Genomic DNA, 19973 nt, shown 5'->3' with positions numbered 1-19973 from the left:
AATTACCTCTTTCCTGGCTTTACCCCAACAAGCACGCTGATGGAATTGCCTGGAACATTGATTGACTGTTGGTCATGTATAGGCTTTGGTTCAAAATCATCAGTATATTTAGCCGTGTTAAAGCACAAACGCCATCGTTTTCCTGGAGCCAAAAGCGGAAGTGCCATATCTACAGCATCATAGTGGAAGTTATAGCAAACAAATACTTCCTCTTCTTCATCAACATAAGCGCCATTATAAAGGACGCCTAAAGCCTTTTGCTCCTCGCCGATAGACATCATCCATGGCTCAGTACCATGAAATGACATATCTGGAAGACCTAAATGTCTGTAGTCGTTCATTAAAAATGGACTTTCAACTCTAAGACATTTATGGTTCTTTCTAAACTCAATTAAGTTTTTGACAAAGCTTGTAAGTGAATCCTTGCTCTTTGTCTTTGTAAAACAAGTGTATCCAACCTTATTATCCTGGCAATATGGATTGTTATTTCCAAGATGTGTAGCTGCAGCTTCATCTGCTGCCACAAACAATGGAACACTTTGAGAAAGCATCAACGCTGCAAAAGCATTTCGCATCTCTCTGAATCTATTAGCATTGATGGTCTTGTTTGTAGTCTTTCCTTCAACTCCATAGTTGAAAGAATAATTGTTGTTAGTACCATCTCTGTTATCTTCGCCATTATCCCAGTTGTGTTTTTCACCGTATGAATATGAATCCCACAATGAGAATCCGTTAACATTCGCCATGTAATTAACAAATCCATAGGCACTGTTTTGTCTGCGCATATGATTTGCAAACTGAACCATACTTCCGTTCATATGGTTTTCTATCTGACGAGTCACATTCATAAATGAATCGTTGTATACAAACAAATGCTTTTTGCCTTTTTCATTACAAAGAATTTCTTCTGGAATAAATTCGTAGAATATCTTTGTATCTGCTAAATAAGGCTCAGATGCAATACGACCTATTGGAGCATTACATCCTACTATATGAAATCCATCTATGTGGAAATACTTAACATAATATTTTAAACATTCTAAGATAAGATCATCTGATGTTTCAGCAGCAAAAGCCATCTCCATAATGACTTCAAAACCACTGTTATGAAGATTGCTCACCATGTTGCGCAGGCCTTCGCATGCATTGGAAGCCCCACCAAAATAAGATGCCTTTGGTGCAAAATAATTAGCAATTCCGAATCCCCAATAGTTCTTCTTACCAGAGAATTCTTTTGTCTCGGTAATCATCCCCTTTGAGGATATCAGCATTTTATTATCTAAAAATAGCTCTTCGAAATCGTAAAGAGGCATAAGCTCAATACTGGTTACGCCCATACTTTTCAGATAGGATTTTTTCGAAAGGAGCCCATTGAAATTGCCTACCTTGGATGCTGCCATATTAAATCCAGCAGTAAATCCGCGCATATGAAGCTTATAAAGAATCATATCCGATGGTGCAACCTCCACCTTTGTATCCTTCCACTTCTTCTCCACATGAGAGATTCCAGAATATACCGCAAACTCTTTTATCTGACGTTCTTTTACATCTCCCCACTTATCACGGCCTACAACTGCTGTGCAATATGGATCAAGTGCAGTTTTATCATCTTCTTTTATGAGATAACAAATCTTGTCAATCTCTATACCAGTAACCTCAACAGAATATACTCTTCCCACAGCAAACTCTGGTAAAAGCTCTATTTCATGTAGCTGTTTTTTAGTCTTAATATCAAATAAAAGAATGGATGCTTTTTCCGTAGTAGATTTGATAGCTACTGTGAAAATAACACCATCCTTTGAACTTATCCTTGGACCATATTCCCTAAAATCGCCCCTCAATACCTTCATAACTATGCCTCGATTCCAAAAAGCTGTATATTAAACTCAATAAATAATTAATTTTACTAGACAATATTCCTGATGAATTATATCATAAGGACATGCCTTAAACAAATAAAATAAACAAAAGGAGTATAGAATGGACGAAAATCAGGTATTTCCAGTTGACAATGAAGATGATGATGTTGTTGTCACTTTAAGTTTGGATGATGGCTCAGAAGTAACATGTGAAATTCTCACAATCTTCGACATAGGCGATCAGGACTATATTGTACTTCTTCCTCTCGATGAAAACGGCGAGGAAAATTCTGAGGGACAGGTTTACATCTATCGTTATTTTGAGGATGAAACAGGCGCTCCTTCTCTTGACAACATCGAGTCTGATGAAGAATACGATGCTGTAGCTAAAAAGTTCGATGAGCTTTACGGCGAATCATTAGAAGAAGAATAATTCAGCTCATCTAAGAATCGGGATTTATCCCGATTCTTTTTATTTGTATAAGTCAAATACAGATTCCTTTTTGTCCTTGTAATTCCAACATAGAACAATCGACGCTCTGCCTCCATCTCCTCCTTAGAATCAGCTTTATTACTAGGGATTATTCCATCATTTACGCCTATTATAAAGACATTTTCGAATTCCAATCCCTTGCTAGAATGCAACGTATAAAGTCCGATTTTATTCTTTTTATCTATCACCTTTGTCTTGTTTTCATAATCCACTTTAAGCCTCATAATATTTAGCTTATCAATCGCCTGCTTAATAGTCTTACAATCCTTTGTCATTTCAATGAAAAAATCCAAAACATCATAGTATTCGTTAACATCAGCATTCTGTTTTACTGCTTCTTCTCTTAAGAAGCTGTCATAGCCCATCACATTCTTTATGTAATTAATAGCCGCGCATGGAGACATTTTACTTATCAAATTTACGTCCGCGATCAACGCTTCTGTAGCCCTTAGGCAGCCTGGATTATCTTTATAGAAGGATTTCATCCCCTGTAAATTTCCTCTGTACTCTACACTTCTTCTGTGCAGGAAGCGATTTGGGCGATTAAGGATAGATAAAAGCCTGGCTCTCGTTTCATTTCCAATAGCAATTTGAAAATATGCTTCCAAGTCTGAAATGATGAAATGAGAATAAATATTAGGCATTTTCTCTTTTAGATAAAATGGTATTTTTGACTCCAGTAGTTTATCAACTATATACCTTGCGTCAGAATGATTACGATACAGAATTGATATTTCATCAAAGGATGTTCCATCAGCAGAAAGCTCATTAATCTTTGAAATAATGTATTCTGCTTCATCACCCTCGGATTTAAGTTCTTTAATACACAAATTCCCCTCATCAGCAGTAGCCATAATTTCCTTTGGAAATCGCATTGTATTTTTTGATATTAAATTGCCAGCCTTTTCCACAATATTGGTAGGATTTCTGTAGTTGTAATCAAGAACCACAACCTTAGAATCCGGATAATGATTTCTAAAATCCTCCATTAATTTAGGATTTGCTCCTCTGAAGCCATATATAGACTGGTCATCATCTCCAACACAAAAAATATTATTAGTCCTAGCAGATAGCATCTCAATTAATTGAAACTGCAAATCATTCATATCCTGCATTTCATCTACAAGAAAATATGAAAACCGATTCTGCCATTTTTTAAGAATTTCTGGCTTTTCCATAAAAAGCTCGTAAGCCTTCTTTAGCATGTCATCAAAATCTATGACATGATATTTAGCCTTGAGATTTTCATAGGCTAAAACAAAATCTCTAAGTTCTTTCTTATCAACAGCCTTTGGCAGATAACTATCCATTCCTCCCACTCGATTATTTATCACCGATAGTTCCGACGAAAAGCTTTTTACAAGCAAACTATCATCATGGTCCAAGTTAACCTTTGCCATTGCCTCTCTGATAATTTTCGTTCTGGTATTTCCAAGGATAATATCTGTAGATTTAAAGCCAATTTCTTTTTGTAGAATTCCCCAAAATAAAGAATGGAACGTTCCAAAAGTCACAGGATGAATATCATCTGATAACCTTTCGAAACGTTCCTTCATTTCTAAAGCTGCAGCCTTGGTAAATGTAATCACCAGGATTTCTCGAGCCGGTACACCAGATTCTATAAGAGCACAAACGCGCTTTGTAAGCACAGCAGTCTTGCCACTACCTGGACCTGCCAATACAAGACAAGGTCCATCCCTGTGTAAAACTGCTTTTTGCTGGCTATCATTAAGATTCATAATTTATTTATAACCGTGTTTCTATATAGAGGTTTCCCAACTCTATCTGCAAGTATTTAATTATTTAGACAGCTTCTCGATAGCTGCTTTAATTCGTTTAATTGACTCTTCTTTTCCAAGAATCTCCATGAGCTCAGTTGCACCACCAGGAGTCATCTGCTTACCTGAAACAGCTGTACGTACTGGCCAAAGCACATATCCATTCTTGTATTCATGCTGTGTAGCAAATCCAGAAAGAAGTGCATATAAAGCATCATTTGAGTAATCATCCTGTGCCTCAAGTACAGGAAGAAGCTCTTTCAAAACTGCAAGTGAAGACTCTTCGTTTGTCTTCATCTTTTTATGAGTATACATTGAGCTATCATACTCAGGTACTGCATCGAAGAAATCAACATGATCCTTGATATCAGGGAAGATTTCGATTCTAGTCTGAACCATCTTTGCAATCTTCTTTAAATCATAATCACCCTTGATGTATTCCTTGAGATAAGGCTCAGCCATCTCATAGAACTTATCAAAGTCCATAGCCTTCATGTATTCGCCATTCATCCACTTAAGCTTTGTAATATCAAAGACTGCTGGTGACTTTGAAATACGATGATAATCAAACTCCTTAACAAGCTCTTCTAATGAGAAGATTTCGTTATCATTTTCTGGAGACCAACCAAGTAGAGCAACAAAGTTGACAACTGCTTCTGTCAAGAATCCCTGCTCAATCAAATCTTCATAAGATGAGTGGCCTGAACGCTTTGAAAGCTTCTGGTGCTCCTCATTTGTGATAAGTGGGCAGTGAATATACTTTGGAACTTCCCAACCAAATGCTTCGTAAAGACGATTATACTTTGGTGAAGAAGAAATATATTCATTACCACGAACAACGTGTGTAATACCCATAAGGTGATCATCAACAACGTTTGCAAAATTGTAAGTAGGATATCCATCAGACTTGATAAGAATCATATCATCAAGCTCTGCATTATCTACTGTAATATCTCCGTACAACTCATCTACAAATGTAGTTGTACCTGTACGAGGATTGTTCTGACGAATAACATAAGGCTTTCCAGCAGCAAGATTTGCTTCTACCTCTTCCTTTGAAAGGTTTAAGCAATGCTTGTCATAAATGTGGATTTCCTTACCACCAATAACCTGCTTGCACTCTTCAAGGCGCTTATCATCACAGAAGCAATAATATGCCTCCCCTTTTTCAACAAGCTGCTTTGCATATTCAAGATAGATGCCCTGTGCCTGACGCTCAGACTGAACGTAAGGACCAAAGCCTTTATCCTTATCTGGTCCCTCATCATGGATAAGACCTGTAGCAGCAAGTGTTCTATAAATAATATCTACAGCACCTTCAACAAGACGCTCCTGGTCTGTATCTTCGATTCTAAGAAGAAAATCTCCTCCCTCGTGCTTTGCTACTAAGTAAGCATAAAGAGCTGTACGAAGATTACCTACATGCATTCTTCCTGTAGGCGATGGTGCGAAACGTGTTCTAACCTTACTCATTTTATACCTCGCATAAAATCAAATTAATTTAAGACTTACATAAAATTGCAGTCCTAAACTATTCTATACTAATTTTGTAAATTTTCAAGTATATACCGTTACGTTATATAATGTAACGTTGTGTATAATAATATCCTGTCGTATAATCAGATTTATGGTGACTCGTAAAATTAGAAAAGATGAATTGAATAATTTCTACCAATCCAAATTTGATTATTTCAGGGTTGTCAGTGGCTATTCCGCTATCTTAATTGGTCTTTTAGAGATGACCTATTTCATCTCCGATTGCATTTTATATGGAAGGTTTGCAACAGAAACCGTCATCCCTCGATTTTCAATTGTAATCCCTCTTATCCTATTTCTGATTTTGTATCCAAGGATAGTTGATTACAAATGGGGAACTCTCCTATATTATTTGATGCCACATGCAGCTATGTGGTGTACAATATGGGCCATTTATCATCTTGAAAACCGAGACTATGCTCGTGAAGGCTTCATCATTATGCACTTTGCTTTCCTGGCCATCGGTTTTGCTACACCTCTGAAGTACCATATAGTTTTGCACGCTCTTTTGATGGCCAACATCATCGTCTCAAATATGTGGAATCATTATGAGTATTACACTATCATGTTAGCGCTTGCGATTCCGCTTTATATAGGTGTTGTTATTATGCTTTGGATTTTAGAAAACTCCTACGCTGATCAATACCTTGTTAAAAAGCAATTGGAAATAAGCTCTGTATCAGATGAGCTCACAGGTGTAAATAACCGTTACATTATCAATGAAATAATCGATAATAAAACAGACAGAATTATACTCAACAAAGACATCGTAATTCTTATGTTTGATATAGATTTCTTCAAAAATGTCAACGATACCTACGGTCATGAAGCTGGCGATGAAATATTAAAATATGTATCAGCAAAAATTAAAAATCAACTTTCAAAAGATGATTATATTATTCGTTGGGGAGGCGAAGAATTCATAATAATCCTTGTAGATTACTCAACGGATAAAGCCCTAGAGCTAGCTGAAAAACTTCGTTCTGATGTTGAACAATCAGATAACGGTATTTGCCCTGTAACAATCTCTATGGGCCTTTGCAAATACAATAAAAACGAAACATATCATCAATGTGTGGACAAAGCCGACAAGGCTTTATACTACGCAAAGAATCACGGTCGTAATCAAATTATTAACTATAATGACTTATAAAACTAAAGCCATCTAGCTACTAACTAGATGGCTTTATTATTATCATTATAAAGTATTTACAAATCTCATAAATGCTTCCATTCCCTCTTCTGTGCATTTGTAAACACCAGCACATTCAAGAACTTCACAGAAGACCTTACCAATCTCCTGCTGAAGGATTTCATTTACATTGCTTTCATCAATCTTATCGTAATTCTTTGAAAAGCTTTCAACCCAATCAGCATGTTTTTCAAGTGCTTCATCAGCTCTTAAATCCTTGCCATTAACAATATAATCAGCAAGCTGCTCCATTTCACCTTTAAGACGGCTAGGAAGAACTGCAAGTCCCATTACCTCGATTAGACCAATGTTTTCCTTCTTAATATGATGTAAGTGAGCATGTGGATGATAAACTCCAAGAGGATGTTCCTCTGTTGTAATATTGTTTCTAAGAGCTAAATCAAGCTCAAACAAATCTCCTCTTTTTCTAGCAATAGGAGTAATTGTATTGTGCTTTTCTCCATCTGTTTCTGCAAATATAAATGCTGATTCGTCTGTATATCCTCTCCATGCATTTAAGATATGTTCAGCAAAATCAATGATTCTCTTTTCATCCTTGCACTGAAGACGAATAACTGAAAGAGGCCACTTAACGATGCCTGCTTTCACATCCTCATATCCCTTTACAGAGAACTCCTTAATAATAGGAGCTTTCTCCATTGCAAATGTATAATGACCACCCTGGAAATGATCATGGCTAAGGATCGAACCACCTACGATAGGAAGGTCTGCATTACTTCCAAGGAAATAATGTGGGAAAAGCTTTACAAAATCAAAAAGCTTTACAAATGTAGCACGTTCGATTTTCATTGGTGTGTGTTCACCGTTGAATACGATGCAGTGCTCATTGTAGTAAACATAAGGGCTGTACTGGAATCCCCACTTGCTGTCATTAATAGTGATAGGAATAATACGATGATTTTCTCTAGCAGGATGATTTGTACGTCCTGCATATCCCTCATTTTCCATGCAAAGCTGACACTTAGGATATGCTGATTGTTTTGCATTCTTTGCAGCCGCAATAGCCTTTGGATCCTTTTCTGGCTTTGAAAGGTTGATAGTGATATCAAGTGTTCCGTAGTCTGTCTCTGTGGTCCACTTTAAATCCTTCTTTACTCTATATGTACGAATATAGTCAGAATTACGACTCATATTATAGAAGAAATCTGTAGCAGCCTCTGGCCCTTCGTTCTTATATATATCATTGAATTTATCAATAACCTGTGATGGCCTTGGGCAAAGCTGATTCATAAGCTTTGTATCAAATAAATCTCTGTATGTAATAGAATCTTCGATGATTCCCCTATTAACTGCCTCATCAAGCAAATCCTTTAAAACATCTTCTAATACTATATTAGATAAATCACAATCAGGATCCGTGTACTCATCTTCCTTCATGCACTCTAGCAAAAGATTTGTTGTGTAGATTCTTTCACTCTCTGGTGTAAGTCCTGTATCAATTCCATACTGAACTAATTTCTTTATACTTTCCTGCAACATATTTCCCCTCCGAATCTAATGAAATAATAACTATGAAGATTGTCCATCTGGAAACTATTTTACACCTTTTCGGTTTTCTACTTCAAGTATTCTTGCAGGGAAAAATTGCAAAAACGACCATTCAAAAAATCCACTCATCAACTCGCAGTTGAGCAACATAAACAAATTGGAGATAAAAAATTGTGCAAAAACACTATACATAGTTATAAAACCATGTTAATATTGCGACTCGTGTTTCAAGTATAACTTAAAACACTGATAGCAATAACATGTTCATTATTCACGGAGGAATAAAATGAAAAAAACAACAACACAGAAAACAAAACAACAGAGCGTAAGAACAAAACTTATCTCTGTTATGCTCTTAGTATCAATTGTTCCTTTGTTAGTTGCCGTAGCAATCAGCTATAACAGCTCAACTAACAGTGCAGAGGAAACAGCAAAGCAGAATTTGAACTGGCAGGCAAAATACATTGAGTCTGAAGTAGACAAGATGTTAATCAAAGCTGAGACTTCACTAGGAAGCTTCGCTTCTTCTCCAGAGACAATCGCTTTCTTAAAGGGCGAGCTTGAAGATTCATCAGTAGTAAAGGCTCAGATGGTACAGATTAATGAGTCATTCAACGATGACAATACTATCGTTATGTCAAATGCAAACGGTGATATGGTACTTCGTAGTGATGATGGCGAATTAAAGAACATCGGCGAAAGAGATTACTTCCAGGCTGCAATCAAGGGTGAAACTTACGTATCAAATGTATTCGTAAGCTCAGTTACAAACTCAAGAAACATTTGTGTAGCCGTACCTATCTATGATACAAACGGTACTACAGTTCTCGGTGTTGTACATAAAACATTAAACCCAGATGATATTCATACATTATTAGCAGAAGAAGCTGATGAAGCATTCGTTGTAGATAAAAACGCAGATATGGTTGCTCACTCAGATTTCGAAATCGCAGCAACAGACGAGGCTCAGAACTTCTCTTCTTCACCATATATGACATCAGAAGACGAAACAGGCTTTTATATCAGTACATCTAAGGGTTACCCTGTATATGTAAGCTATGTAAGAAATGCTTCATCAGGATACGTAATCTGCGCAGCTGAAGCTCAGAAGGACATTGTCGCTGAAGCTAGACAGGGTGCAATGATAATTATTATGACTGGTATCGCTATGGTTATAGCTGTATTAGTTCTTTCTATCATTATTGCAAACAACTTTACAAAGCCAATGCTCGAGGTAAACAAGTTATTATCAGCATTAGCTAACGGTGAGTTTAAGAAAACAGATAAATTTACAAAGCGTACAGACGAATTTGGTCAGATGATCAACAACGCAAACTCTCTTATTGATAAGCTTTCAGCTATCGTAGGTCATATTAAGGATTCTACAAACACTGTAGGTGAGTCATCAGACGAGTTATCAGAGATGGCAAACCAGATTGCAGCTACAACAGAATCAGTTGCTGTTGCAGTTCAGCAGATTGCAAGTGGCGCTGTAGAGCAGGCTGAGGAAATCCAGTCAGCTGCAGATAGCACAAACCAGATTACAACAGCTGTAGACAACGTACAGTCTTCTACAAACGATATGTCTAACCTTGCAGATCGTATGAAGTCAGCATCAGAAGCATCAAGCAACTCTCTTGCTACACTTCAGGCTACAAGCTCTGAAATGACATCTAAGATTGAAGAGATTTCTTCTAAGATTTCTTCAACACAGAACGCTGTTGCAAACATCAACGAGCGTGTTGAGGGTATTTCTGGCATCGCTGCTCAGACTAACCTTCTTTCACTTAACGCTTCTATCGAGGCTGCTAGAGCTGGTGAGGCTGGTAAGGGCTTCGCAGTAGTTGCTGAGGAAATCAGAAAGCTTGCTGATGATTCAGAAAACCTTGCATCAGAAATTAGAATTCTTATGGATCAGCTTTTAGCTGAGGCTGAGCAGGCTGTTACAGCTGCTGCTCTTGTTATGAACGGAAATGAAGAACAACAGAAGGCCCTTGGCGAGACACTTTTCGCTGTAGAGGGAATGCTTCAGGATATCGAAGAAACTGTAGCTAGCGTTTCAAAGATTTCTGGTGAAGCAAATAATTGTGTAAACTCAAACACAGTAGTAGCAAACGCTATGTCATCACTCTCTGCTATTTCAGAGGAAAACGCAGCATCATCAGAAACAACAGGTGCTTCAGTTGAAGAGCTTTCAGCTACAGTTACAAACCTTGCAGAATCTGCAACTAATCTTAGAGACATCGCTGAGCAGTTAAATGAAGAGATGAAGTTCTTCAAGTAAGGTAATTATAGTCATTTGGAGGATTAGAAATGTCTAATTTAATTACTAAAACAGATAATAATGTTGACGAAAAGCAATATATTATTTTCACTTTAAATAACGAGTTTTACGGTATCGACATCATCAATATCAACACTATTATTATGATGCCAGAGATTACTGATGTACCTCTCGCTCCTGATTATATTAAGGGAATGATTAGCTTACGTGGACACGTAATTCCTGTAATTGATTTGCATAAGCGTATGAATTACGGCGAAGAAATCATCACAAAGGATACACGTGTTATCGTATTCAACATCAACGAAAACGAGCAGGTTGGCATCGTAGTTGATTCCGTTAAGGAAGTAATGGTTATTTCTGGTGAAGAAATCGATTACCCATCTCCTTTTATTAAGTCTGATGAATCATTCATCTCAGGTGTAGGTAAAAAGACAGATATGCTTATATCTATTCTTGATATCAACTCACTTGTTGATGAAAAGGCTATTGAGGAATGTGTAGCATAATATAAGGAAAACGCCTAGAGCAAATGCTCTAGGCGTAATTTATAATGAAATATATATTTACTGAGCCTTTTAATTTTTTTAATTATCATAAATCGTTGGATGTTTCATGATAATTCATATCTTGATATCCCAATGTAAATTGCACCTCATACACACCGCCACATTCCTTTATCATAAAGAAGTGAAGAATAGGAGGTATGAACCATACCAAACCTCAAAAACTCGATATACAAATTCTTCTTTTTCATAGGTGTAAGTAATAAAGCCTTCTCTTCTCCAAGGTAATCATCTTCTTTAGCATTTTGTTTTGAATTAGTTTTCAAGGTTCTTTAGAATCCCTTTTGCAATCTCTGCCATTGTTAAATCATTTGGATGTGAAGATACTGGACCGAAATCAACTGCATGCATCTGTCCATCACTACCAACTACTTTAGCACCTATATAAGAACGGTATTTTTTATTGCTTCTGACATTTGATAAATCAACATAGTCTGTATTGTATTTGTTAACTACGTTAAGTTTCATTTCATCACGATTCCCTTCAGCCCAGAAGTCTCCAACAAGTTCTATTCTCGCTGCTGGAACTGACCTAGAAACATAATTAACAAGTGTGTCGTATTCAGATTCGAAGGATTTTAAATCATGTGCATTCTCACCAAGCTGAATAACTATCAAGTCATAGTTATTTCCGAGAAGCGGATCCAGACTTGGAAGCAATTTTTTACCAACCCCCTTACGTTCCCAAGCTGAAAAGGATACGATATCATAATCTACTGTTTCATACCTTTCATAAAGCCCCGCGATTACCTTATGAACATAATCTTTTTCTGGTGATGAAGCCGCCATGCCATAAGCTCCCCACCAATAATTGCATTGTGGATGAAGTGTAATGGAATTACCAATGAATAAAACATTGTAATCTGCTGTTTTTGTATTGGTATATTCAGGAGCATTTTCATAAGGTTTTCTTCCTTCAAACTTGCCACATGTAACATAGTGGTTTAAAAGTTTGTCGTTATCATTACCATATATTGCGTAAACGTCAGGATTAGACTGAGCATAATACTGGGCATCAAATCCCGATGGCTCAAATGGTGCCAAAACCTCCTGTGCATTTGCTGTTAATGTACTTGTCAGTGACATAATCATTACTGAAATAAGTGAAATAATAGATGTTAGTATGCTTTTTCTCATGCTCTCTGTTTCCTTCCTGTTTTGATAACTTGAAATCTAATGGCTAATAAAACATCCTTGTCATATATACCGTAAATACGAAGATTGCTAGAACAATCCATATAAATGTCAATACAACAGCTCCCTTCTTTGATGAAAATCTTTCCAACGTACATGCTGCCATGTATGCAATTGCAAACATTACTGTGATAATGTACCTTCCCTGAGCCTGGAAATCTCTGAAAAAAGATTGAATAATCGAGAGTCCAACAGTAATTACAGCAGATGAAAAGATAAATACAGAAATCTCTCTTCTTATTCTGTCCTTCTTGGTGAACAATACAAAAATTAAATATCCCAAAATGATCGTTATAATAATCAATACATATACTACGTAAAGCCAGGTATCTAGCCAGATTGAAAGATAGCCAAAGGCTCCTATCATCGACTTATAGGTATACCAAACCCAGTTATATTCCCTATTAAAGAATGTCTCAAAAAATTTCTGTCCCTTTTCATATGGATTGTTGTATTCAGTAAGATATGCGCCAAGTGCTGCCTGTTGGTGCCGACTAATTTCTTCTGATGCCATACCAAAGATGTCACCATTATGTAGCACAATATTTCTAAAAAAGAACCACCCAGCTAGCACCAATACCGTTAATGCAATAACTCCAAGCTTAGCAAAGGCCTCTGACGTCTTAATTTCCTTATCAATAAACAAAGCAAACAGAAACACCACAGTTCCTGCAAGCAGCCAACCATAAATGGAATAATAGCTCAAAAGACAAAAAGAAATAGCTATACCAAATCCAACACAGCCCCTAAAACTAAGTCCCGTTTTCCATCCCTTTATCAAACAATAGATAAGAACAGACACTCCTGCTGCCCCAAGTGAATCACAGTTCTGATACATCCCTAGAAACAGCATTTGAGGAGTGAAACAGACAATAGAAGTAAATAAAATAGATAGATAAGTTTTCTTAAATATCAAATTTCCTACCTTCAAACAAAAATAACAACAGGCTGTAACAGAAAAAACGCTCCCCATTCGTGAGCCCATGAGAAGTAATTCATTAGATTCAGTAAAAAGAGAAAACATCTTTTGAAAAAAAGCCGCTAAAATCGAAGAAAGATATGGCCGATAGGCGTATGAAAAACCCCACTTAGGAATAATAATTTCCTGTTCATCTCCTACAGGAAGCTTTCCATGAACATATATCCAATCTGACAATAGCCTTCTTGCTATTTCATCAGGTGTATATTGCGTGGTTATGTATCTTGCTCCAACAAGGCAAATCAAAAATACCGTTGCTACCATTCCTATCTGAAAGGCTGAAAGTCTCTCACTTTTCATATCCTTCTGAAAAATCTCCTACTTGTTTTATAATGTGTACTTTTTAAAACAGTATGAAATAGCGACTTTAACTTAAGGATTTTTTTTGAAAAGTCGTAATTATACTAATATTTGTGTTATAATCTTACTGGTTTATTCCCAAGTAAAAATAAATCCCAAAAAGTACACCTTCTTGGATTTCATCAAACATCTTTATAATTGGCATTTTTACAAGCATTTTGCTTTATAATAAAAAGTTGATCTTGGCATTCCACATTCTTTAGCAGCCTGAGACAAAGATATTTTCTTGCTTTTCCATTCCTGATACACTTCATAAAAGTTTTCTGGCAATTGCTTGGGCGGTCTTCCAAATTTACACCCATTTGCTTTAGCAATGGCTATTCCTTCAGCTTGACGTTGATGAATTGTAAGGTACTCTGTTTCAGCAACATAAGATAAAAGTGCAAGTATTAAGTCACTTATAAATGTTCCTAAAAGATTTTTATCTCTCCTAGTATCTAAAATAGGCATATCAATAACCACAACATCAGCTCCTATTTCCTTCGTGATAATTCGCCATTGTTCGCTTAAATCTCTGTAACTACGGCCCAATCTATCAATAGATTTGATATACAAGACAGAATTACAATCCAATCTCCCAAGAAGCTTCTTGTATTGCGGACGCTCAAAATTCTTACCTGACAATTTGTCTAAATAAATATTCTGTTTGGGCACACCCATTTTCATAAGCGCAATAATCTGCCTATCCTCATTCTGTTCCCTTGTGGACACCCTTGCATAACCATAAATCCTTTCTTTACTCATATTCGATTACCTCCTACTTTTCTCTTAAATTTCTATCAAAATAAGCATAATAAAACCGGTAGTCTTTTGACTGCCGGTCTTCACTTACAGGAATAAAAAAGATTCAGCTGCTATCCTTGGATAGCCACTGAATCCTTACGTTTTCATATTATTGAATTATTTCCAAGAGCTCTCGTGGTGTGAGAATAAAAGGTTCTGATGGAAAGTGCTTCTTTTTACCAGTTACTAGATACGAATTATCGCCTCTTTTTTCCATTACCACCTCATAAAACGGAAGATCCTTCATATCTAGAAGTATAGTATTCGTAGGAGATGGTGTTGCATTTATTCCGAATTTAACTTATAGTCAGCATCAATATAACTTTTTTTGATGCTGACTTTTTATTTAAAGCTTCATTTAATTGTAATGATTCATTCGCTTCATAATTTATTTAATGAAGCACTTTAGCATTATAAACTTTGTAATAAAGCTGTGGCTTATCCTCATTAAGATTTATTACTAAATATTTATCACCTGAATAATTCTTGGTGAATGAAAATACTTCTGAATCTGGAGCCCAAGGTTCCTTTTCTATTGACGCATACAGAATATTTTCTAAGTACTCATCTTCCATTATAAAGATGCTATCGTCCGATGGTCTATGGACAAACTCTACCTTATATTATGTTCATATTATTTACTATCATAGTAACACCAGAGATAATCAGGAATAGTATAACCAGCTTCTTTACTAATTTTTCATCCAAGATATCCCCACACTTCATGCCAAGCCAAAGGCTGAAAAGCATTACTGGCGCAAGGTACAACGCCTTCTTAATACTTTCAAATGTCATTACCCCAAGTACGATATATGTAACAAGCCTAAAGGTGTTTTCAGCTATGAATACGAGGCTTAGATTAGCTTTAAACTCTGTGCTAGTCTTTGTAACTTTGCTCACAAATGCTGCCAAAAGCACACCTACACCGAACATTCCACACATAGCGCCTGCAAGTATTCCAATTACTATGTCAAATAATTTATGACTCTTTCCAGCGGAGGGCTTATACTCTCGATACATCATATCTATGCCAACAAGAGTAACCATAACACCAAAAATCATTTTAACTATATTCGCATTTACGTATCGAAGTACAAATGCCCCGGGAAGACTTCCTACTATAACCACAATAATCAAAGGAATAACGATATTTTTATCTATTTTTTCCCTGTTTTTGAAAGTCAATATTACATTTGTTGGATACCCCAGTACCAGCTCCACTGGAGAAATATTTACATTATTTACTCCAAATCCCAGTATTGTATCAAACACTAACGTATTTGCGAAACCACATAGTCCCTTAACAAAAAAAGCGCAAAGCGCTGCTAAAATCCATAAAAACATTTAAATAACCACCTAATCTATATTAAATCAAAAATGCTCATCTGATTATCAATCCAAGACTTTTGATTAGCCTCATGGATTATATCTCCTTCTCGAAATCCTCCAATTAAAAATGGAGAATTCACATCGTGGAGTTTTTCATTTATTCTTACCTGACTTAAGTCATTATTTGCATAACAGTATTTGCAAAAATGTCTGCAAGTATCATATGCTCCTATGTCCGCACCAAGGTAACAAGCACAAGTTGCTCTGGCAGGCTTAACATTTGATTTAGGCACATTCAAATGAGCCGAAATGGCCTTTTCATACATGTCTACCGTCATACACCCACTGCAATCAGCTCCGTATTTAGCAAGGAAATCTCCTTCGGCGCATGGCTTTACAACCATATTGTTGTCCTTTGCGATACGAATAATCTCCTGTCCCAAACGTATCTTATCCTCTGCAGATACAGCCATTGCGTCAGGAAAGTTCTTCTTTACCTTTTCATAAATATCAATAAAGCTGATTACCACATGATTGGTGTATCCTTTAAGATTTTCTGCCATCTTTGTGAAGGCTTCAATATGAAAATCGACTGTATATTTTTCATTTACAAAGATTGGATCGTATCGCCAGCCAATACGATTAATCCCCACAGTTTTAGAGAGGAATTTAAAGGACTCCATTACCTCTTTTTTATCTGGAACACCTGGCTCAATATCCTTGCCATAGGGTGTGATTGTCACATACCAATACTGACCATAGTCTTTTACTAAATCCAAATACGAAAAAAAAGGTGCTGGATTCTTTGTGCAAAAGCCAATAGCATCCACCACCTGTGGGTTTAAAATATATTTATTTACTGAACTTTGATTGTAAGGATTGCGCACACATACATAGCCTTCTTTCAAGCGATTGGCAAACCATTCCGGAAAGAATGCAGGTATGTCAGTGCGCTGCCCTGTATTAATAATCATTTATTATCCTTTATAGATCGTCGATAGCGTCCTTTATTTTATCTGCAAAGCCCTTCTTCTTTTTCTCAGCCTTTACTGACTTTGGACCGCCAACTGTTGTGTTGCCTGTAAGCTCATCGAACTTGCGAAGTGCTTCCTTAGCTTCCTTAGAAAGTCCTGTAGGAACCTGTACAACAAGTGTAACATATTGGTCACCACGAACATTCTTATTTCTAAGTGAAGGAATACCCTTTCCACGAAGTCTGATTGTTGTATCAGTCTGTGTACCAGGCTTAACCTCGTATGATACCTTACCGTCGAGAGTATCAATGATAACCTCTCCACCAAGAGTAGCCTGCGCAAATGAAATAGGAGCTGATGAGTATACATCCATATCTCTACGCTGGAAAATAGGATGATTTTTAACGATTACTTCTACAAGTAAATCACCTCTTGGGCCACCATTTCTACCAGGCTCACCCTTCTCACGAATACGAACGCTCTGTCCGTTGTCGATACCAGCTGGAATAGAAACAGAAATCTTCTTCTTGCGAGCAACATATCCAGTACCATTACAATCAGGACATGGAGTATCAATAACCTCACCTGTTCCCTGACAATCAGGACATGTTGTAACATTCTGAACCATACCAAAGAGTGATTGCTGAGACATCATTACACGTCCCTTACCACCACACTTTGTACATGTACGCTTGCTTGTACCAGGCTTTGCGCCTGTGCCATGACAAGCTGCACATTCGTCCTTAAGAACGATTTCAAGCTCTTTCTCACAACCGAAAGCTGCTTCTTCAAAAGTGATATGCACTGCTGCTCTAAGGTTTGCACCACGCATTGGACCATTTGAAGCACGGCCACCGCCGCCTCCAAAGAAGCTTCCAAAGATGTCGCCAAAGATATCGCCGAAGTCCATACCAGAGAAATCAAAGCCACCAGCTCCGCCACCGCCGTTTTCGAATGCTGCGTGACCAAACTGATCATACTGACGTCTCTTGTCTGCATCAGAAAGAACAGCATATGCTTCAGAAGCTTCTTTGAATTTCTTCTCAGCTTCTGCATCACCTGGATTCATATCAGGGTGATATTTCTTAGCAAGCTTTCTATATGCACTTTTGATCTCACTATCTGAGGCTGTCTTAGAAACTCCGAGCACCTCATAGTAATCACGTTTTTGTTCTGCCATTTTTATCAATCCTTTATTACACTATAAGCTCCCCCGAAGGGGAGCTATTATTTATTATTTAAACTTCCTTGAAATCAGCATCAACAACATCGTCGTTTGCTGGACCTGACTGTGCACCTGCACCAGCGCCTGCGCCTGTGAACTGGCTCATATCTGGGCCTGCACCAGCTGCTCCCTGAGCTGCCTGTGACTGCTCATACATCTTTGCAAATACCTTCTGAGCTGACTCTGTAAGCTTCTCCTGAGCTGCCTTAAGCTCACCAATCTGTGAATCACTCATCTCCTCTGGAGTCTGGTACTGATCAAGAAGCTTCTGAGCTGCTTCGATATCAGCCTCAACTGCTGCCTTGTCAGCTGCATCAATCTTGTCACCTACTTCATCAAGAGCCTTCTTTGTCTGGAATACAAAGCTCTCAACATCGTTTCTTGTATCAACAGCTTCCTTACGCTTCTTATCCTGAGCCTCATACTCCTGAGCCTCTTTAACTGCCTTATCGATATCCTCATCAGACATGTTAGAACCAGCTGTAATTGTGATGTGCTGCTCCTTGCCTGTTCCAAGATCCTTAGCAGATACGTTTACAATACCGTTTGCATCAATATCGAATGTAACCTCGATCTGTGGTACACCTCTCATTGCTGGTGGGATACCATCAAGTCTGAACTGTCCAAGTGACTTGTTATCCTTAGCGAACTGACGCTCACCCTGTACAACGTTGATATCAACTGCTGTCTGGTTATCAGCTGCTGTAGAGAAGATCTGGCTCTTCTTTGTAGGGATAGTTGTGTTTCTCTCAATAAGTCTTGTAGCAATACCACCCATTGTCTCGATTGAAAGTGAAAGTGGTGTTACATCAAGAAGAAGGATATCGCCTGCACCGGCATCACCAGCGAGCTTACCACCCTGGATTGAAGCACCGATAGCTACGCACTCATCTGGGTTAAGAGTCTTGCTTGGCTCGTGACCTGTAAGAGCCTTTACCTTATCCTGAACTGCTGGGATTCTTGTAGAACCACCAACAAGAAGTACCTTTGAAAGGTCTGAAGCGTTAAGACCAGCATCCTTAAGCGCCTGGTTAACAGGACCTGCTGTAGCTTCTACTAAATCATGTGTTAATTCATCAAACTTAGCACGTGTAAGGTTCATATCAAAGTGCTTTGGACCTTCTGCTGTAGCTGTGATGAATGGAAGGTTGATGTTTGTAGTTGTAGCAGATGAAAGCTCTTTCTTAGCCTTCTCAGCTGCTTCCTTAAGTCTCTGAAGTGCCATCTTATCTGTTGAAAGATCTACACCCTCAGCTGCCTTAAACTCTGCAAGCATCCAATCTGTAATCTTCTGATCGAAATCATCACCACCAAGTCTGTTGTTACCAGCTGTAGCAAGAACTTCGATAACGCCATCACCGATTTCAATGATAGATACATCAAATGTACCACCACCAAGATCGTATACCATAATCTTCTGCTCCTGCTCGTTATCAAGACCATAAGCAAGTGCAGCTGCTGTAGGCTCGTTGATGATACGCTTTACATCAAGACCTGCAATCTTACCAGCATCCTTTGTAGCCTGACGCTGAGCATCGTTGAAGTAAGCTGGAACTGTGATAACTGCCTCTGAAACTGTCTCACCAAGGTAGTTCTCAGCATCACTCTTAAGCTTCTGAAGAATCATAGCTGAAATCTGCTGTGGGCTGTACTTCTTGTCGTCGATGATACGACCATTGTCTGTACCCATATCTCTCTTAATTGAAGAGATTGTCTTTTCTGCATTTGTAACAGCCTGACGCTTTGCTGGCTCACCAACAAGTCTCTCACCTGTCTTTGTAAATGCTACGATAGATGGTGTTGTTCTAGCACCTTCTGTATTTGCGATAACGGTAGGCTTTCCACCTTCCATAACAGCAACACAGCTGTTAGTTGTTCCTAAATCGATACCAATAATCTTTCCCATGATTTA

At 37.7% G+C, this 19973-nt stretch carries 16 protein-coding genes; 4 read left to right on the top strand and 12 right to left on the bottom strand.

The window, feature by feature from the left end; genetic code table 11:
- Nucleotides 1–2: 2 nt before the first annotated feature.
- The gene (locus T375_RS01555; RefSeq protein ID WP_044934094.1) at nucleotides 3–1850 is read right to left on the bottom strand and encodes an alpha-amylase family glycosyl hydrolase; all 1848 of its coding nucleotides are present in this window, start codon (nucleotides 1848–1850) and stop codon (nucleotides 3–5) included.
- 130 nt (nucleotides 1851–1980) lie between these two features.
- Here T375_RS01555 and T375_RS01550 point away from each other — a divergent pair, with 130 nt between their 5' ends.
- Nucleotides 1981–2292, top strand: a complete 312-nt coding sequence (locus tag T375_RS01550; protein ID WP_044934092.1) for a DUF1292 domain-containing protein — start codon at nucleotides 1981–1983, stop codon at nucleotides 2290–2292.
- On the opposite strand, the gene T375_RS01545 is transcribed toward T375_RS01550, so the two are convergent.
- Nucleotides 2265–4091: an ATP-dependent helicase gene (locus tag T375_RS01545; RefSeq protein WP_044934090.1), complete on the bottom strand. Its 1827-nt coding sequence runs from the start codon at nucleotides 4089–4091 to the stop codon at nucleotides 2265–2267. The genes T375_RS01550 and T375_RS01545 overlap by 28 nt on opposite strands.
- Nucleotides 4092–4151: 60 nt before the next feature.
- Nucleotides 4152–5603: a glutamate--tRNA ligase gene (gltX, locus tag T375_RS01540; protein ID WP_044934088.1), complete on the bottom strand. Its 1452-nt coding sequence runs from the start codon at nucleotides 5601–5603 to the stop codon at nucleotides 4152–4154.
- A gap of 184 nt (nucleotides 5604–5787) precedes the next feature.
- Between gltX and T375_RS13040 the strand changes: the two genes are divergently transcribed.
- On the top strand, nucleotides 5788–6819 hold the full coding sequence (locus tag T375_RS13040) for a GGDEF domain-containing protein (protein WP_177194932.1): 1032 nt from the start codon (nucleotides 5788–5790) through the stop codon (nucleotides 6817–6819).
- Nucleotides 6820–6864: 45 nt separating this feature from the next.
- Here the strand turns inward: T375_RS13040 and galT are convergent, their stop codons facing one another.
- Complete coding sequence (gene galT / locus T375_RS01530; RefSeq protein WP_044934086.1) at nucleotides 6865–8358, bottom strand: UDP-glucose--hexose-1-phosphate uridylyltransferase; 1494 nt, start codon at nucleotides 8356–8358, stop codon at nucleotides 6865–6867.
- A 295-nt stretch (nucleotides 8359–8653) separates the two neighbouring features.
- Here galT and T375_RS01525 point away from each other — a divergent pair, with 295 nt between their 5' ends.
- Nucleotides 8654–10651, top strand: a complete 1998-nt coding sequence (locus T375_RS01525; RefSeq protein ID WP_044934083.1) for a methyl-accepting chemotaxis protein — start codon at nucleotides 8654–8656, stop codon at nucleotides 10649–10651.
- Between the two features lie 29 nt (nucleotides 10652–10680).
- The gene (locus T375_RS01520; RefSeq protein WP_044934081.1) at nucleotides 10681–11160 is read left to right on the top strand and encodes a chemotaxis protein CheW; all 480 of its coding nucleotides are present in this window, start codon (nucleotides 10681–10683) and stop codon (nucleotides 11158–11160) included.
- 312 nt (nucleotides 11161–11472) lie between these two features.
- On the opposite strand, the gene T375_RS01515 is transcribed toward T375_RS01520, so the two are convergent.
- The 8 genes from T375_RS01515 to dnaK form a co-directional block, all read right to left on the bottom strand.
- Nucleotides 11473–12354, bottom strand: a complete 882-nt coding sequence (locus tag T375_RS01515) for an SGNH/GDSL hydrolase family protein (protein WP_044934078.1) — start codon at nucleotides 12352–12354, stop codon at nucleotides 11473–11475.
- Nucleotides 12355–12397: 43 nt separating this feature from the next.
- Nucleotides 12398–13690 (bottom strand): glycosyltransferase family protein, encoded by a 1293-nt coding sequence (locus T375_RS01510; RefSeq protein ID WP_044934077.1) that lies wholly within the window; start codon nucleotides 13688–13690, stop codon nucleotides 12398–12400.
- A gap of 207 nt (nucleotides 13691–13897) precedes the next feature.
- Entirely contained in the window at nucleotides 13898–14494 is a 597-nt protein-coding gene (locus T375_RS01505; RefSeq protein WP_044934074.1) for a recombinase family protein, read from the bottom strand.
- A gap of 431 nt (nucleotides 14495–14925) precedes the next feature.
- Complete coding sequence (locus tag T375_RS01500; RefSeq protein WP_044934071.1) at nucleotides 14926–15108, bottom strand: hypothetical protein; 183 nt, start codon at nucleotides 15106–15108, stop codon at nucleotides 14926–14928.
- Between the two features lie 43 nt (nucleotides 15109–15151).
- The gene (locus T375_RS01495; RefSeq protein WP_044934069.1) at nucleotides 15152–15877 is read right to left on the bottom strand and encodes a sulfite exporter TauE/SafE family protein; all 726 of its coding nucleotides are present in this window, start codon (nucleotides 15875–15877) and stop codon (nucleotides 15152–15154) included.
- Nucleotides 15878–15894: 17 nt separating this feature from the next.
- Entirely contained in the window at nucleotides 15895–16836 is a 942-nt protein-coding gene (locus T375_RS01490; protein ID WP_044934068.1) for a DUF1848 domain-containing protein, read from the bottom strand.
- Between the two features lie 10 nt (nucleotides 16837–16846).
- Nucleotides 16847–18016 (bottom strand): molecular chaperone DnaJ, encoded by a 1170-nt coding sequence (dnaJ, locus tag T375_RS01485; protein WP_044934066.1) that lies wholly within the window; start codon nucleotides 18014–18016, stop codon nucleotides 16847–16849.
- Nucleotides 18017–18074: 58 nt separating this feature from the next.
- Complete coding sequence (dnaK, locus tag T375_RS01480; protein ID WP_044934063.1) at nucleotides 18075–19967, bottom strand: molecular chaperone DnaK; 1893 nt, start codon at nucleotides 19965–19967, stop codon at nucleotides 18075–18077.
- Between the last annotated feature and the right edge of the window lie 6 nt (nucleotides 19968–19973).

Source organism: Pseudobutyrivibrio sp. LB2011, assembly GCF_000701765.1.
Classification (GTDB): Bacteria; Bacillota; Clostridia; order Lachnospirales; family Lachnospiraceae; genus Pseudobutyrivibrio; species Pseudobutyrivibrio ruminis.
Note: the sequence above shows the minus strand (reverse complement) of the source record. Positions and strands in the feature narration are given on the sequence as shown.